This is a genomic window from Curtobacterium sp. CFBP9011, assembly GCF_034045095.1.
GTDB lineage: Bacteria > Actinomycetota > Actinomycetes > Actinomycetales > Microbacteriaceae > Curtobacterium.
This window is the reverse complement of the sequence record NZ_JAXCWN010000004.1, coordinates 260,752-275,883: the sequence shown is the minus strand read 5'-3', so window position 1 is coordinate 275,883 and position 15,132 is coordinate 260,752. Positions and strand designations below refer to the sequence as shown.

Below are 15,132 nucleotides of genomic sequence, written 5' to 3'. Positions count from 1 at the left end.
AGCGTGACACGGACTGCCTGGTCAGACCGAAGCGGCGAGACCGCGGGCGGACAGTGCCGCAGCGATCCGGTCGCCGACCTCGTCGACGCCGCCGAGGCCGTCGACGTCCACGACCAGTCCACGCTGCTGGTACACGGCGACGAGCGGGGCGGTCTGCTCCTGGTACACCTGCTGGCGCCGACGGATGATCTGCTCGTTGTCGTCCGCGCGACCCTGTTCGCTCGCACGGTTCATGAGCCGACCGACCAGGGCGTCCTGGTCGGCAACGAGCTGCACGACGGCGTCGATCCCGGTGCCGTGCTCGGCGAGCAGTCCGTCCAGGTACTCCACCTGAGCGGGCGTCCGCGGGTAGCCGTCGAGCAGGAAGCCCTGTGCGGCGTCCGGCTCGGCCAGGCGGTCGCGCACCAGTTCGTTCGTCAGCTCGTCCGGGACGTACTCGCCCGCGTCCATGATCGCCTTCGCACGCTGCCCGAGGGGTGTGCCCTCGGCGACGTTCTTCCGGAAGATGTCACCGGTCGAGATCGCGGGGATCCCGAACGACGACGCGATCCGCCCGGCCTGCGTGCCCTTCCCGGCTCCGGGAGGTCCGACGATGATGAGACGTGCGCTCAACGGAGAAGCCCTTCGTAGTGACGCTGCTGCAGCTGCGAGTCGATCTGCTTCACCGTCTCGAGACCGACACCCACGATGATCAGGATGCTGGCACCGCCGAACGGGAAGTTCTGGTTCGCGCCGAACAGCGCCAGTGCTGCGAGCGGGATGAGGGCGATGAGACCGAGGTACAGCGCGCCGGGCAGCGTGACCCGGGTCAGGACGTAGTCGAGGTACTCAGCGGTCGGGCGTCCGGCACGGATGCCCGGGATGAACCCGCCGTACTTCTTCATGTTGTCGGCGACCTCTTCGGGGTTGAAGGTGATCGCGACGTAGAAGTACGTGAAGCCGACGATGAGCAGGAAGTACAGGACCATGTAGAACCAGTTGTCACCCGAGGTCAGGTTGCTCTGGATCCAGGTCACCCACGGGGCCGGCGCAGAACCGTCCGAGGGCTGGTTGAACTGGGCGATCAGCGCCGGCAGGTAGAGCAGCGACGACGCGAAGATGACGGGCACGACGCCGGCCATGTTCACCTTGATCGGGATGTAGGTGTTGTTTCCGCCGTAGGTCCGCCGCCCGACCATGCGCTTGGCGTACTGCACCGGGATCCGTCGTTGCGACTGCTCGACGAACACGACGGCCATCATGATCACCAGTCCGACCAGGATCACGAAGAGGAAGAGCTCGAAGGACTGCGACTGCTCGATGGCCCAGAGCGCGGACGGGAACTGCGCGGCGATCGAGGTGAAGATGAGGAGCGACATGCCGTTGCCGATGCCGCGCTCGGTGACGAGCTCGCCCATCCACATGATGAGGCCGGTACCGGCGGTCAGGGTGATGACCATCAGCAGGATCGCGTACCAGCTGTCGTTCGAGATGATCGACGTGCAGGACGCCGAGGCGCTCGTACCGAACAGCGCGCCCGAGCGGGCGACGGTGATCAGGGTGGTGGACTGCAGCACGCCCAGCGCGATGGTGAGGTAGCGCGTGTACTGCGTCAGCTTGGCCTGACCGGACTGGCCCTCCTTGTAGAGGGAGTCGAAGTGCGGGATGACCACGCGCAGCAGCTGCACGATGATCGACGACGTGATGTACGGCATGATCCCGAGCGCGAAGACCGAGAGCTTCAGCAGCGCCCCGCCGGAGAACAGGTTGATCAGGTCGTAGAGGCCGCCGGACGACGACGCGGACGCCAGGCAGGCCTGGACGCTGGCGTAGTCGACGAACGGTGCGGGGATGTACGAGCCCAGGCGGAACAGCGCGATGATCGCCAGGGTGAAGCCGATCTTCTTGCGAAGATCTGGGGTGCGCATGATGCGCGCGACCGCTCTGAACACGAGTTACTCCGAACTTCTGTGACCGGTCTGGCCGGTCGAGCCGGGCGAGGTGCCCGTGGCCGGAAGCGCCGACCCCGTGGCCCGTTGACGCACGTCGAACGACGCCGTCTTGTCGGGCCTGCCATCAAGGAAACCGTAACGGCGGGCCGCGCGCAATGCGCGGGCCGCCGACGGGGGACTACTTGGTGACGGTGCCGCCCGCCGCCACGATCTTCTCCTCGGCGGATGCCGAGACCTTGTCGACCGTGACCGTGAGCTTCACGCTGATGTCACCCTGACCGAGAACCTTGACCTTCTCGTTCTTGCGGACGGCGCCCTTGGCGACCAGGTCCGCGACGGTGACGTCGCCACCGTTCGGGTAGAGCTCCGCGATCTTGTCCAGGTTCACGGGCTGGTACTCGACACGGAACGGGTTCTTGAACCCGCGGAGCTTCGGGGTGCGCATGTGCAGCGGCATCTGCCCACCCTCGAAGCCGACCTTGACCTGGTAACGAGCCTTCTGGCCCTTGGTACCACGGCCGGCGGTCTTGCCCTTCGAGCCCTCACCGCGACCGACACGGGTGCGGTCCTTCTTCGAGCCAGCGGCCGGACGAAGGTGGTGCACCTTCAGGATCTGGACGCGCTCGTTCTTCTCGTCGCTCATGCGTCGACCTCCTCGACCTTCACGAGGTGCGCCACCGTTGCGACGTACCCGCGGTTCTGGGCGTTGTCCTCACGCAGGACCGTACGGCCGATGCGCTTGAGACCCAGGCTGCGGAGCGTGTCGCGCTGGTACTGCTTCTCGCTGATGACGGACTTCGTCTGCGTGATCTTCAGCATGGCCATCAGGCACCTGCCTTCTCGTTCGCGGCGGTACGCGCAGCTGCTTCGGCCTTCAGCAGGCGAGCCGGCACGACGTGGTCGACGGGGAGGCCACGACGTGCTGCGACGGCGCGGGGCTCCTCGAGCTGCTTGAGGGCCTCGACCGTGGCGTGCACGATGTTGATGGTGTTCGACGAGCCGAGCGACTTGCTCAGGACGTCGTGGATGCCGGCGCACTCGAGCACGGCGCGGACCGGACCACCGGCGATGACACCGGTACCGGCCGCGGCCGGACGCAGGAGGACGACGCCAGCGGCGGCTTCACCCTGCACCGGGTGCGGGATCGTGTTGCCGACGCGGGGGACGCGGAAGAAGTTCTTCTTGGCCTCTTCGACACCCTTCGAGATGGCGGTCGGGACCTCGCGGGCCTTGCCGTAGCCGACGCCCACCAGACCGTTGCCGTCGCCGACGACGACGAGTGCGGTGAAGCTGAAGCGACGACCACCCTTGACGACCTTGGAGACGCGGTTGATGGTGACGACGCGCTCGAGGAACTGGCTGTCGCCACCTCGCCCGCTCCGGTCGTTGCCGCCGCGGCCACCCTGCTGGCGGTCACGGCCGCCACCGCTGCCGCCACCACGGCGGCCACGGTTGTCGACGGAGTCGCGGTTGTTCGAAGCCGAACCCGCCGCAGTCTCGACGGGACGCTCGACGACGGGGACCTCAGGCTCCTTGGCCGCGGGGGCCTTGGCGTCTGCGTCAGTCGTCTCGGCAGCGTCGGTGCTCTCCGTGGCGGTGTCCGCCTCGGTCGGCGCCGCAGCGGTCGTGTCGACCTCGGCGTCGGTCGTGGCCTCGGCCTTGACCTCGGCGTCGTCGTTGGTGTTCGCGATGTCGCTCACAGGTTCAGCCCTCCTTCACGGGCACCGTCGGCGATCGCGGCGACGCGACCGGCGTACTTGCTACCACCGCGGTCGAAGACCACGGCCTCGACGCCAGCCGACTTCGCACGCTCGGCGACGAGCTCGCCGACACGACGGGCCTTGGCGGTCTTGTCGCCGTCGAACGAGCGGAGGTCGGCCTCCATCGTCGATGCGCTGGCGAGGGTGTGACCCTTCGCGTCGTCGATGACCTGGACGAACACGTGACGTGACGACCGGGTGACGGCGAGGCGGGGACGGGTCTCGGTCCCGGTGATCTTCTTCCGGAGACGGTTGTGGCGGCGGGCCTTGGCTGCCGCCTTGCTCTTGCCTCGAGTACGAGTTCCGATGGCCATGATCACTTACCTGACTTTCCGGCCTTGCGGCGCACGATCTCGCCGGCGTAGCGGACACCCTTGCCCTTGTAGGGCTCGGGCTTGCGCAGCTTGCGGATGTTGGCCGCGACCTCACCGACGAGCTGCTTGTCGATGCCGTTCACGGTGACCTTGTTGTTGCCCTCGACGGCGAAGCTGATGCCTGCCGGCGGGTTGACCGTGATCGGGTGGGAGTACCCGAGCGCGAACTCGAGGTCGCTGCCCTTGGCGGCGACGCGGTAACCGGTCCCGACGACCTCGAGGCCCTTGGAGTAGCCCTGGGTGACGCCGATGATCTGGTTCGCGATGAGCGACCGGGTGAGGCCGTGCAGCGCGCGGGAGGAACGCTCGTCGTCCGGGCGGCTGACGAGGACCTGGTTGTCCTCGACGGTGGCCTGGATGGGCTCAGCGATGACGAGCGTGAGCTCGCCCTTCGGGCCCTTGACGGCGACGTTCTGGCCGTCGACCGAGACGGTCGCTCCGGCCGGGATGTCGATGGGGAGACGTCCGATACGAGACATGATCGATCACCAAACGTAGGCGAGGACTTCCCCACCCACGCCCTTCTGCTCGGCTTCGCGGTCGGTCAGGAGCCCCGAGGAGGTCGACAGGATCGCCACACCGAGGCCACCGAGGACCCGGGGCAGCTCGGTCGACTTCGCGTAGACACGGAGGCCCGGCTTCGAGACGCGCTTGATGCCGACGATCGAACGCTCGCGATCGGGGCCGTACTTGAGTTCGATGGTCAGGGTCTGCCCGACGCGGGCATCCTCGACCTTCCACTCGCTGATGAAACCCTCACGCTTGAGGATGTCAGCGATGGTCTGCTTGAGCTTGGAGCTCGGAAGCGAGACGGCGTCGTGGTGCGCCGAGTTCGCGTTCCGCAATCTGGTCAGCATGTCTGCGACCGGATCAGTCATCGTCATGATGCGTATCCGTTCTTCGTCCGGTTTCGATCACCCGTTCCACGAGTGCCGACCTCGACGATCGATGTGATCCCAGGGCGGTTCCCCGGGATCGGTGTGACTTCGTGCGTGCGGGCCGGAGGAGATGAACTCCTCCGGCCCGCACCGCCCGGAGTAGCTTAGACCGTCTGCTCGCCCGAACGGAACGGGAAGCCGAGCTGGCGGAGCAGCGCGCGGCCTTCGTCGTCCGTCTTCGCGGTGGTGACGACAGTGATGTCGAAGCCACGCACGCGGTCGATGCGGTCCTGGTCGATCTCGTGGAACACGCTCTGCTCCGAGAGACCGAAGGTGTAGTTGCCGTTGCCGTCGAACTGGCGGTCGCTCAGACCACGGAAGTCGCGGATGCGCGGGAGCGCCAGCGACAGCAAGCGGTCCAGGAACTCCCACGCACGGTCACCGCGGAGGGTGACGTGTGCGCCGATGGCCTGGCCCTCACGCAGCTTGAACTGCGCGATGGACTTGCGGGCCAGCGTGACCTGGGGCTTCTGACCCGTGATCGCCGTGAGGTCCTTGATGGCACCTTCGATGATCTTCGAGTCGCGAGCGGCCTCACCGACACCGGTGTTGACGACGACCTTGACCAGGCCGGGGACCTGGTTGACGTTCCCGTAACCGAACTGCTCGGTCAGGGCCGCCTTGATCTCGTTGCGGTACTTCTGCTTCAGGCGCGGCTGAACTTTCTCAGCAGTCGCGGCAGTCGTGTCGGTCATCAGAGCTTCTCACCAGACTTCTTGGCGTAGCGGACGCGGACGGTCTTGGTGACGCCGTCCTTCTCCACCTCTTCGTTGCGGAAGCCGACGCGGGTCGGCTTCTTGGTCTTCGGGTCGACGATCGCGACGTTCGACACGTGGATCGGAGCTTCGTGCTGCTCGATGCCACCGGTCTTCGAGCCGCGCTGGGTCTGACCGACGCGGACGTGCTTGGTCACGAAGTTGATGCCCTCGACGACCAGACGGTCGCCGCGGACCTCGATGACCTTGCCCTGCTTGCCGCGGTCACCGCCACGCTCCTGCGTGGCACCGGTGATGACCTGGACCAGGTCACCCTTCTTGATGTTCGCCATGGCTTACAGCACCTCCGGCGCGAGCGAGATGATCTTCATGAACTTCTTGTCACGGAGCTCGCGACCGATCGGCCCGAAGATACGGGTTCCGCGCGGGTCGCCGTCAGCTTTGAGGATCACTGCCGCGTTCTCGTCGAACTTGATGTAGGAGCCGTCGGCACGACGGGTCTCCTTCTTGGTGCGAACGATGACCGCCTTGACGACGTCACCCTTCTTCACGTTGCCGCCGGGGATGGCGTCCTTCACCGTGGCGACGATGACGTCACCGAGGCCGGCGTAGCGACGACCCGAGCCGCCGAGAACACGGATGGTGAGGATCTCCTTGGCGCCCGTGTTGTCAGCCACCTTCAGGCGGGATTCCTGCTGAATCACTGTTGTCTCCTGTTCCGAAGCGGGCCGAGGCCTACTTGGCCTTCTCGAGGATCTCGACCAGGCGCCAGCGCTTCGTGGCGCTGAGGGGACGGGTCTCGCTGATGACGACCAGGTCGCCGACACCGGCGGAACCCTGCTCGTCGTGGGCCTTGACCTTCGACGTGCGACGGATGACCTTGCCGTAGAGGGGGTGCTTCACGCGGTCCTCGACCTCGACGACGATCGTCTTGTCCATCTTGTCGCTCGTGACGTAGCCACGACGGGTCTTGCGGTAGCCGCGGGTGACGGCGGCGGAGTCCTTCTCTTCGGTGGCCATCAGTTCTCCTCGGCGGTCGCGGCCTCGGTCGACTCAGCCGGCTTCTCGGCCTTCTTCGACGACTTCTTGGCCTTCGGGGCGGTCTCGACGGGCGCGGGCGTGGCACGGATGCCGAGCTCGCGCTCACGGAGCACGGTGTAGATGCGCGCGATGTCGCGCTTGACGGCACGGAGACGGCCGTGGCTCTCCAGCTGGCCGGTGGCCGACTGGAAGCGGAGGTTGAACAGCTCCTCCTTGGCCTTCTTCAGCTCGTCAGCGAGACGCTCGTTCTCGAACGTGTCGAGCTCCGTCGGACGGAGCTCCTTGGAACCGATCGCCATTATGCGTCGCCCTCCTCGCGCTTGATGATGCGTGCCTTGAGGGGCAGCTTGTGAATTGCACGGGTCAGTGCCTCGCGAGCGACCTCGTCGCTCACACCGGCGAGCTCGAAGAGCACGCGACCCGGCTTGACGTTGGCGACCCACCACTCGGGCGAACCCTTACCGGAACCCATTCGGGTCTCAGCCGGCTTCTTGGTCAGCGGGCGGTCCGGGTAGATGTTGATCCACACCTTGCCGCCACGCTTGATGTGACGCGTCATGGCGATACGAGCGGACTCGATCTGACGGTTGGTCACGTAGGCCGGGGTGAGCGCCTGGATTCCGTACTCACCGAAGGAGACCTTCGTGCCACCGGTCGCCTGGCCCGAACGCTTCGGGTGGTGCTGCTTGCGGTGCTTGACTCGACGGGGGATAAGCATGGTTACGCCTCAACTCCTGCGCCGGCCGGCGCGTCCTGCGGGGCCTGCTGCTCGCGACGGTCGCCACCGCGCTCGTTGCGGTCGCCACGGGGGCCGCCGCCACGACGGTCGTTGCCGCCGCCACGACGCTCCGGGCGCGACGAACGCTGGTTCGCCTGCTCGCGAGCGAGCTCCTTGTTCGTGATGTCGCCCTTGTAGATCCAGACCTTCACGCCGATACGACCGAAGGTGGTCCGAGCCTCGTAGAAGCCGTAGTCGATGTTCGCGCGGAGGGTGTGCAGGGGCACGCGGCCCTCGCGGTAGAACTCCGAGCGGGACATCTCGGCGCCACCGAGGCGGCCCGACACCTGGATGCGGACACCCTTGGCGCCGGCGCGCTGTGCACCCTGCAGGCCCTTGCGCATGGCGCGACGGAACGCGACACGAGCGGAGAGCTGCTCGGCGATGCCCTGCGCGACGAGCTGGGCCTCGGTCTCGGGGTTCTTGACCTCGAGGATGTTGAGCTGGATCTGCTTCTTGGTGAGCTTCTCGAGCTCGCTCCGGATGCGCTCCGCCTCGGCGCCGCGGCGACCGATGACGATGCCCGGGCGCGCCGTGTGGATGTCCACGCGGACGCGGTCACGGGTGCGCTCCAGCTCGATGCGGGCAACGCCCGCGCGGTCGAGGCTCTTCGTCAGGAACTGACGGATCTTGACGTCCTCGGCCACGAAGTCGGCGTAACGCTGACCCTTCTTCGTGCTGTCGGCGAACCAGTGGGAGATGTGGTCCGTCGTGATCCCGAGACGGAAGCCGTACGGGTTGACCTTCTGGCCCATTACTTGCTCGCCTTCTTGCTCGTCGCGGCGGCCTCGGCCTCATCCGGCGTCGCGAGGACGACCGTGATGTGGCTCGTGCGCTTGTTGATGCGGAAGGCGCGGCCCTGGGCGCGCGGCTGGAACCGCTTCAGGGTCGTGCCCTCGTCGACGAAGACGCTGCTCACGTAGAGGTCGCGCTCGTCGAGGAAGCTGTTCGTCGAGTCCGCCTTGACCCGTGCGTTCGCGATCGCCGAGGCGACCAGCTTGTACACGGGCTCGGAAGCGCCCTGGGGGGCGAACTTCAGGATGGCGAGCGCCTCGTGGGCCTGCTTGCCGCGGATCAGCTGGATGACGCGACGGGCCTTCTGAGGCGTGACGCGGATGTGTCGCACGCGTGCGATCGACTCCACCATTTCGTTCCTCCTCTGCGTCGCCGCGTTAGCGGCGACGGCCCTTCTTGTCGTCCTTCACGTGGCCGCGGAAGGTGCGGGTCGGCGCGAACTCGCCGAGCTTGTGACCGACCATCGACTCGGTGACGAAGACCGGGATGTGCTTCCGGCCGTCGTGCACGGCGATGGTGTGACCGAGCATGTTCGGGACGATCATCGACCGTCGCGACCACGTGCGGATCACGTTCTTGGTGTTGGCCTCGTTCTGCGTGACGACCTTGCGGAGCAGGTGCTCGTCGACGAAGGGGCCCTTCTTCAGACTGCGTGGCATCTTCGGAACTCCTACTTGCGCTTCTTGCCGGCGTTACGGCGACGGACGATGAGCTTGTCGCTCGGCTTGTTCGGCTTGCGCGTACGACCCTCGGCCTGGCCCCAGGGGCTGACCGGGTGACGGCCACCGGAGGTCTTGCCTTCACCACCACCGTGCGGGTGGTCGACCGGGTTCATCGCGACACCACGCACCGTCGGGCGGACGCCCTTCCAGCGCATGCGGCCGGCCTTGCCCCAGTTGATGTTCGACTGCTCGGCGTTGCCGACCTCGCCGATCGTGGCGCGGCAGCGGGCGTCGACGTTGCGGACTTCACCCGACGGCAGACGGAGCTGCGCGTAGGGGCCGTCCTTGGCGACGAGACGCACCGAGGCGCCGGCGGAGCGGGCGAGCTTGGCGCCGCCACCGGGGCGGAGCTCGATCGCGTGCACGACCGTACCGACCGGGATGTTGCGCAGCGGCAGGTTGTTGCCGGGCTTGATGTCAGCGCCGGGGCCCGTCTCGACGACGTCGCCCTGCTTGAGCTTGTTCGGCGCGATGATGTAGCGCTTGGTGCCGTCCACGAAGTGCAGGAGCGCGATGCGCGCCGTGCGGTTCGGGTCGTACTCGATGTGAGCGACCTTGGCGTCGACGCCGTCCTTGTCCGCACGACGGAAGTCGATCACGCGGTACTGGCGCTTGTGGCCACCACCGATGTGACGGGTCGTGATGCGGCCCGAGCTGTTCCGGCCACCGGTCTTCGGCAGCGGACGGAGCAGGGACTTCTCCGGGGTGGAACGAGTGATCTCGGCGAAGTCGGAGACCGAGGAGCCGCGACGACCGGGGGTCGTGGGCTTGTAGTTACGAATAGCCATGATTTATCCCTCTGGTCCTCAGCCGACAGCCGTGAAGATGTCGATCGAACCGGACTTGAGCGTCACGATGGCGCGCTTGGTGTCCTTGCGCTTGCCGATCCCGAACTTGGTCCGGCGGGTCTTGCCCGGACGGTTCAGCGTGTTGATCCCGGCGACCTTGACGTCGAAGATCTTCTCGATCGCGAGCTTGATCTCGGTCTTGTTCGCACGGGGGTCCACGAGGAACGTGTACTTGCCCTGGTCGATGAGGCCGTAGCTCTTCTCCGACACGACCGGCGAGATGATGATGTCGCGCGGGTCCTTGTTGAAGCCGCTCATGCGGTGATCTCCTTCGCGGTCTTCGACGCGATGAAGGCGTCGAGGGCGCTCTTGCTGAAGACGACGGCGTCCGCACGGAGGACGTCGTAGGCGTTCAGCTGGCCGTACGAGAGCGCGTGGACGTTCGGCAGGTTGCGGACGCTCTTGAGCGTCAGCTCGTCGCCCGACTCGAGCACGATGAGCACGTGCTTGACGGGTGCGACCTTCTCGAGCAGCGTGCGAGCGGTCTTGGTCGACGGCAGTTCTGCCTCGACGAAGCCCTCCACAGCGGAGATGCGGCCACCGCGGGCGCGGTCCGAGAGCGAGCCGAGCAGAGCTGCGGCGATCATCTTCTTCGGGGTGCGCTGCGAGTAGTCACGCGGGGTCGGTCCGTGGACGACGCCACCACCGGTGTGCTCCGGAGCGCGGACCGAACCCTGACGGGCGCGGCCGGTGCCCTTCTGCTTGAACGGCTTGCGACCCGAGCCGCGGACTTCGCCACGGTTCTTGGTCTTGTGGGTGCCCTGACGCGCGGCGGCGAGCTGCGCGGTGACGACCTGGTGGATGAGCGGGACGTTGGTCTCGACGTCGAAGATCGCTGCGGGGAGCTCGACGGAGCCGGACTTCACGCCCGAGGCGTCGAGGACGTCGATCGTGGTTGCGGTCGTGGTGGCCATGATCACTTACCCTTCACGGCGGTGCGGACGAAGACGGAACGGCCACGAGCACCGGGGACGGCGCCCTTGACGAGCAGCAGACCCTTCTCGGCGTCGACGGCGTGGACCGTGAGGTTGAGGACGGTCACGCGGTCGCCACCCATACGACCGGCCATGCGCATGCCCTTGAAGACACGCGACGGGGTCGAGGAGGCGCCGATCGAACCGGGCTTGCGGTGGTTGCGGTGCGAACCGTGCGAGGCGGAGACACCGGCGAAGTTGTGACGCTTCATGACACCGGCGAAGCCCTTGCCCTTGCTGGTGCCGACGACGTCGACCTTCTGGCCGGCCTCGAACGTGTCGACGGTCAGCTCCTGACCGAGCGAGTACTCCGCGGAGTCGTTCGTGCGGATCTCGGTGAGGGTGCGACGCGGCGTGACACCGGCGGCCTCGAAGTGGCCAGCGGCCGGCTTGTTCACCTTGCGGGGGTCGATCTGGCCCGCGGCGATCTGGATCGCCTCGTAGCCGTCGCGCTCGATGTTGCGGATCTGGGTGACCACGTTCGGGCCGACCTCGATCACGGTGACGGGGATGAACTTGTTGTTCTCGTCCCACACCTGGGTCATCCCGAGCTTCTTGCCGAGGAGGCCCTTGACGGTCTTGGTTGAGTTCGCCATGAGTTCCAGCCCCCTTACAGCTTGATCTCGATGTTGACGTCGGCCGGGAGGTCGAGACGCATGAGCGAGTCGACGGCCTTCGGCGTCGGGTCGACGATGTCGATGACCCGCTTGTGCGTGCGCTTCTCGAAGTGCTCGCGCGAGTCCTTGTACTTGTGAGGGGAACGGATCACGGGGATCACGTTCTTCTCGGTGGGGAGCGGCACCGGGCCGACCACAGTTGCACCGGCACGGGTCACCGTGTCGACGATCTTCCGGGCCGACGTGTCGATGACCTCGTGGTCGTACGACTTGAGCCGGATGCGGATCTTCTGTCCCGCCATGTGTTTTCCTGTCCTCTCTGCGCCGCGCACCCTCAGGCCGCCTGACGCCGCCGGGGCTCCGCTGTCGCGTGCCCGGCTGTTTACGTGAACCACCGGCTCCACCGCAGGGGATGACCGCTGTTCTCCTGTCAACCGCGCGAGTACCCGGGGCACACGCGTGGGCATGTCGCCACCCGCGCACCGAGGTGCTGGCGGATGTCGAACGTGTTCTGCTGCCTGCGGCCCAACCCAGCCCTGCTGGACAAGGGGGTTGTGCACTGTCAGAGCAGTGACCCCACGGGCGCGAGCACCCGCGGAACTTCGGAACCGGACAAGTCTCCCATAGGCCCCGCATCCGTGCAACCCGGGCGTGTCGCGATCTGGGCGGCGTGTCGCAGAGCCCGCCACGGGCCTCCCGGACCGCCTCCCGACGGCTGTCCGGAGCCGGTCTGGAGGCTCGGGTCACGCCCGCCGGTCCGGCTCACCACCGAGGCTCCGCGGCACCGCTGTTAGCCTTCGGACATGCCCGAACTCGATGTGCTCGCCGACCCCTCCGACCCTGCTGTCCAGCGGCTCAGCGACCTCGCCAAGCCCGCACGCGGCACCGTCCGGACCGCGATCGTCGAGGACCAGGAGCCGCTCGTGCAGGCCCTGCGCGCCGGCGTCCGGTTCGTCGAGGTCTACGGCGAGTCCACGCGCGCGTTCCCCGACGACCTGGCCGCCCTGTGCACCGAACTCGAGGTGCCGGTGCGGCTCGTCGAACCCGCGGTGCTGACGAAGGTGTTCCGGAGCGAGAAGCGCCCGAAGGTCTTCGGCGTCGCGAACATCCCGGCGCCCGCGCGCTTCTCGGCGCTGGCGGAGGGCACCGGTGACGTGCTGGTCCTCGACGGGGTCAAGATCGTCGGCAACATCGGTGCCATCGTCCGCACCGCCGTCGGTCTCGGAGCTCGCGGAGTCGTCCTCGTCGACAGCGACCTGGCGACCGTCGCCGACCGCCGTGTGGTCCGCGCCAGCCGTGGGCACGTGTTCTCGGTCCCGGTGCTGCTCGAGTCCCGCGAACGCGTGGCCCGCTGGCTCGGCGAGTCCGGCCTGCGGGTCGTCGACGTCGACATGGACGGCTCGCTCTCCCCCGAGTCGCTCGGCGCGCTGGAGGGCGACGTCGCGCTGCTGCTCGGCGCCGAGAAGACCGGCGCGTCGGACGTGTTGCAGGGCCTCGCGGCCGACACCGTCTCGGTCCCGATCGACAGTCGTGTCGAGTCGCTCAACGTCTCCGTCGTCGCCGGCATCGTCCTCTACGCCCGCAGTCGCCGGAACGCCTGACCTCCGGACGGAGAACACCGAACGCCCCGGTCCGCTCGTGCGGTCCGGGGCGTTCTCGGCATCCGGGGATCAGTCCTCGGGCAGCGGCGGGACGAACCACGGCGGGAAGACCGCCACACGGGGGGCGGGACCACCCTGCTCGGCGAAGACGGCCTTCACCTGCTGGCGGACCCGGTCGTTCGGCACACCCACCAGGGCGACCGACGACAGCGGCACGCGCGGCCCGGCCAGCAGCTCCACGCCGTGCATCGACGGATCGGTGATGTCGGTGCGGCGGAGGAGGTTCGTCGCCGCGTCCGGGCCGACCGCGAAGCGCACGTCCGGGTCGTCGGCGTCGGTGTCCGCCAGGATCACGGACGCACCGAAGGCGGTCGTCGGCACCACGAGGACGACGAACTCGGTCGCCCGCGTCCGACGAGCGGCATCCGACCAGCGGTCCTCCTCCGCGCCGGAGCGGAGCTCGTCCCACCGGCGGGCGTCGGGCGAGAGGGTGAACGGCACGTGGCCGGCCACGCTGGAACCGTCGGGGGCAGTGGCCGCACCACGAGCCTCCCGGGTGGCGGCGGAGCTGACGTCGACCGCCGGCGTCGCTTGGTCGGACGCCAGGACGGCGCCCTCGGCGACGATGCCGGCGAGGTTGTCGATGTGGGTGACGTGGTGGGCGCGTAGCGCACCGAAGTCACGGGTCGCCGGCAGGACCTGCTCGGGGACCTTGCCACCCGGCGTCGACGGGGTCGACCGCAGCGACGTGGTCACACGGGTCCGCCGTGGCGTCGGGGTCTTGATGATGTCTTCCGGATCACGCTGCCGTGGGGAGCAGATGTCGCAGAGTTCGATGGGGAAACCGTGGATGCACTCGTCGGTCACGACTGATGGGTCCTTCCGTGCCTCGTGGGGTGAGCGGGCACGACCACCAACGCTACGTCATCCCGGCGCCGCCGACGACCGTTCACGATCCCACCTCGTCATTGTCGGTAGAGCAGCGCCCGGACCTCGGACTCGGCCGCGTGCAGTCGGTCGGGGTCGAACGTCTCGCCGTGTTCGTACGCGTCGAGCAGCCTGGGGTCGATGTAACTCTGTCTCGCGACGGTCGGTGTGTTGCCCAGCACCTCGCTGGCGGCCTTGACGGCGTGCGAGATCGCCTTCTTCCGCTTCGCCTGGCTCGACAGCACGCCCGTCTCAGCCAGGTCGACCGCCGCCGCCACCGTCCCGTGCAGCGTCCGGAAGTCCTTCGCGGTGAAGTCCTCCCCCGCACGCTCCTTGACGTAGGCGTTGATGTCCTCCGCCGTCACCGGCTCCCAGTCGTCACCGCGGCGCTCCCGGAACGACAGCAGACGCGCGGTCGGCCCCCGACGCTTCATGCCGACGAGGACACGGGCCAGGTCGGCGTCGTGGATCGTCGACGACCACGCCTGGTGGCTCTTTCCGGGGAATTCGAGCTCGATGTCGTCCCCGGAGATGTGCGCGTGCGTGCAGAGGAGCGTGGAGAGCCCGTGGCTGCCGTGCTCGGTGGCGTAGCGCTCGGACCCGACGCGGAGCGAACCCTGGTCGAGCATCCGGAAGGCAGCGGCCAGGGCGCGACGACGGTCGGGGTCCGGACGGCGGAGGTCCTGGGTCACCATCCGCCGGGCGGTCGGCAGGGACTCGGCCAGCGCGAGTGCCCGGTCGTACTTGATCTTGTCCATCCGGTCGCGCCAGGACGGGTGGTACATGTACTGGCGACGCCCGGCACCGTCGATCCCGGTCGCCAGGATGTGCCCGTTCTCGTACGGGGAGATCCAGACGTCGTCCCAGGCCGGCGGGATCACGAGGTCCTCGAGGCGCTTCCGCACTTCCGGATCGGTCACGGTCGTGCCGTGGGGGTCCTTGTAGGAGAAGCCCGTGCCACTCCGGACCCGGTGGTAGCCACGACCCTTGGTCGAGGAACGGCGAAGACGTGTCACGATCCCGATGCAACACCACGGGCGCTGCCCGACGGAGCAGGAACGTACCCCGGTGCGTCTGGTGGACCGGCCCACGGCAGCAGCGCCGGGCAAA

General features: G+C 67.6%; 25 protein-coding genes. 1 reads left to right on the top strand and 24 read right to left on the bottom strand.

The window, feature by feature from the left end; all coding sequences use genetic code 11:
• Positions 1-21: 21 nt before the first annotated feature.
• From SOM35_RS11005 to rpsJ, 22 genes are all read right to left on the bottom strand, one after another.
• Positions 22-612 (bottom strand): adenylate kinase, encoded by a 591-nt coding sequence (locus SOM35_RS11005; protein WP_320515409.1) that lies wholly within the window; start codon positions 610-612, stop codon positions 22-24.
• A complete protein-coding gene (gene secY, locus SOM35_RS11000) occupies positions 609-1,931 on the bottom strand; it encodes a preprotein translocase subunit SecY (protein ID WP_110824231.1) in 1,323 nt (440 codons plus the stop codon). Before secY ends, SOM35_RS11005 begins: the two co-directional genes overlap by 4 nt.
• A gap of 178 nt (positions 1,932-2,109) precedes the next feature.
• The gene (gene rplO / locus SOM35_RS10995) at positions 2,110-2,574 is read right to left on the bottom strand and encodes a 50S ribosomal protein L15 (protein WP_110903556.1); all 465 of its coding nucleotides are present in this window, start codon (positions 2,572-2,574) and stop codon (positions 2,110-2,112) included.
• A complete protein-coding gene (rpmD, locus tag SOM35_RS10990; RefSeq protein ID WP_022906355.1) occupies positions 2,571-2,756 on the bottom strand; it encodes a 50S ribosomal protein L30 in 186 nt (61 codons plus the stop codon). The genes rplO and rpmD overlap by 4 nt, the downstream gene beginning before the upstream one ends.
• On the bottom strand, positions 2,756-3,631 hold the full coding sequence (rpsE, locus tag SOM35_RS10985; RefSeq protein WP_111073929.1) for a 30S ribosomal protein S5: 876 nt from the start codon (positions 3,629-3,631) through the stop codon (positions 2,756-2,758). The genes rpmD and rpsE overlap by 1 nt, the downstream gene beginning before the upstream one ends.
• On the bottom strand, positions 3,628-4,005 hold the full coding sequence (rplR, locus tag SOM35_RS10980) for a 50S ribosomal protein L18 (protein WP_110824233.1): 378 nt from the start codon (positions 4,003-4,005) through the stop codon (positions 3,628-3,630). The genes rpsE and rplR overlap by 4 nt, the downstream gene beginning before the upstream one ends.
• A gap of 2 nt (positions 4,006-4,007) precedes the next feature.
• Positions 4,008-4,544, bottom strand: a complete 537-nt coding sequence (gene rplF, locus SOM35_RS10975; RefSeq protein ID WP_111073930.1) for a 50S ribosomal protein L6 — start codon at positions 4,542-4,544, stop codon at positions 4,008-4,010.
• 6 nt (positions 4,545-4,550) lie between these two features.
• Positions 4,551-4,949 (bottom strand): 30S ribosomal protein S8, encoded by a 399-nt coding sequence (gene rpsH / locus SOM35_RS10970; protein WP_111073931.1) that lies wholly within the window; start codon positions 4,947-4,949, stop codon positions 4,551-4,553.
• 158 nt (positions 4,950-5,107) lie between these two features.
• Positions 5,108-5,698, bottom strand: coding sequence for a 50S ribosomal protein L5 (rplE, locus tag SOM35_RS10965; protein ID WP_111073932.1), 591 nt, complete (start codon positions 5,696-5,698; stop codon positions 5,108-5,110).
• The gene (rplX, locus tag SOM35_RS10960; protein ID WP_111073933.1) at positions 5,698-6,051 is read right to left on the bottom strand and encodes a 50S ribosomal protein L24; all 354 of its coding nucleotides are present in this window, start codon (positions 6,049-6,051) and stop codon (positions 5,698-5,700) included. The genes rplE and rplX overlap by 1 nt, the downstream gene beginning before the upstream one ends.
• A 3-nt stretch (positions 6,052-6,054) precedes the next feature.
• Complete coding sequence (rplN, locus tag SOM35_RS10955) at positions 6,055-6,423, bottom strand: 50S ribosomal protein L14 (RefSeq protein WP_110903562.1); 369 nt, start codon at positions 6,421-6,423, stop codon at positions 6,055-6,057.
• Positions 6,424-6,454: 31 nt separating this feature from the next.
• Positions 6,455-6,739, bottom strand: coding sequence for a 30S ribosomal protein S17 (rpsQ, locus tag SOM35_RS10950; RefSeq protein ID WP_111073934.1), 285 nt, complete (start codon positions 6,737-6,739; stop codon positions 6,455-6,457).
• Complete coding sequence (rpmC, locus tag SOM35_RS10945) at positions 6,739-7,059, bottom strand: 50S ribosomal protein L29 (protein WP_110903564.1); 321 nt, start codon at positions 7,057-7,059, stop codon at positions 6,739-6,741. Before rpmC ends, rpsQ begins: the two co-directional genes overlap by 1 nt.
• Positions 7,059-7,478: a 50S ribosomal protein L16 gene (gene rplP, locus SOM35_RS10940; protein ID WP_111073935.1), complete on the bottom strand. Its 420-nt coding sequence runs from the start codon at positions 7,476-7,478 to the stop codon at positions 7,059-7,061. The genes rpmC and rplP overlap by 1 nt, the downstream gene beginning before the upstream one ends.
• A gap of 2 nt (positions 7,479-7,480) precedes the next feature.
• Positions 7,481-8,293, bottom strand: a complete 813-nt coding sequence (gene rpsC / locus SOM35_RS10935) for a 30S ribosomal protein S3 (RefSeq protein ID WP_111073936.1) — start codon at positions 8,291-8,293, stop codon at positions 7,481-7,483.
• Complete coding sequence (gene rplV / locus SOM35_RS10930; protein ID WP_110903567.1) at positions 8,293-8,685, bottom strand: 50S ribosomal protein L22; 393 nt, start codon at positions 8,683-8,685, stop codon at positions 8,293-8,295. Before rplV ends, rpsC begins: the two co-directional genes overlap by 1 nt.
• Positions 8,686-8,710: 25 nt before the next feature.
• Positions 8,711-8,992 carry a 30S ribosomal protein S19 gene (rpsS, locus tag SOM35_RS10925; RefSeq protein WP_017885529.1) on the bottom strand — a complete coding sequence of 94 codons (282 nt, stop codon included), beginning with the start codon at positions 8,990-8,992 and terminating at the stop codon, positions 8,711-8,713.
• Positions 8,993-9,003: 11 nt separating this feature from the next.
• Positions 9,004-9,843 carry a 50S ribosomal protein L2 gene (rplB, locus tag SOM35_RS10920; protein ID WP_111073937.1) on the bottom strand — a complete coding sequence of 280 codons (840 nt, stop codon included), beginning with the start codon at positions 9,841-9,843 and terminating at the stop codon, positions 9,004-9,006.
• Positions 9,844-9,861: 18 nt separating this feature from the next.
• Positions 9,862-10,161 (bottom strand): 50S ribosomal protein L23, encoded by a 300-nt coding sequence (gene rplW / locus SOM35_RS10915; RefSeq protein WP_110824245.1) that lies wholly within the window; start codon positions 10,159-10,161, stop codon positions 9,862-9,864.
• Complete coding sequence (gene rplD, locus SOM35_RS10910; RefSeq protein WP_111043491.1) at positions 10,158-10,817, bottom strand: 50S ribosomal protein L4; 660 nt, start codon at positions 10,815-10,817, stop codon at positions 10,158-10,160. The genes rplW and rplD overlap by 4 nt, the downstream gene beginning before the upstream one ends.
• A gap of 2 nt (positions 10,818-10,819) precedes the next feature.
• Positions 10,820-11,473 (bottom strand): 50S ribosomal protein L3, encoded by a 654-nt coding sequence (rplC, locus tag SOM35_RS10905; protein WP_110903570.1) that lies wholly within the window; start codon positions 11,471-11,473, stop codon positions 10,820-10,822.
• Between the two features lie 14 nt (positions 11,474-11,487).
• The gene (gene rpsJ / locus SOM35_RS10900; RefSeq protein ID WP_110824248.1) at positions 11,488-11,796 is read right to left on the bottom strand and encodes a 30S ribosomal protein S10; all 309 of its coding nucleotides are present in this window, start codon (positions 11,794-11,796) and stop codon (positions 11,488-11,490) included.
• 501 nt (positions 11,797-12,297) lie between these two features.
• Between rpsJ and SOM35_RS10895 the strand changes: the two genes are divergently transcribed.
• Positions 12,298-13,095, top strand: a complete 798-nt coding sequence (locus SOM35_RS10895) for a TrmH family RNA methyltransferase (protein ID WP_320515408.1) — start codon at positions 12,298-12,300, stop codon at positions 13,093-13,095.
• Between the two features lie 69 nt (positions 13,096-13,164).
• Here SOM35_RS10895 and SOM35_RS10890 read toward each other — a convergent pair whose 3' ends face one another.
• Both SOM35_RS10890 and SOM35_RS10885 read right to left on the bottom strand, forming a co-directional pair.
• Complete coding sequence (locus SOM35_RS10890; RefSeq protein WP_111073939.1) at positions 13,165-13,962, bottom strand: DarT ssDNA thymidine ADP-ribosyltransferase family protein; 798 nt, start codon at positions 13,960-13,962, stop codon at positions 13,165-13,167.
• Between the two features lie 98 nt (positions 13,963-14,060).
• Entirely contained in the window at positions 14,061-15,038 is a 978-nt protein-coding gene (locus SOM35_RS10885) for a DNA topoisomerase IB (RefSeq protein ID WP_320515407.1), read from the bottom strand.
• Between the last annotated feature and the right edge of the window lie 94 nt (positions 15,039-15,132).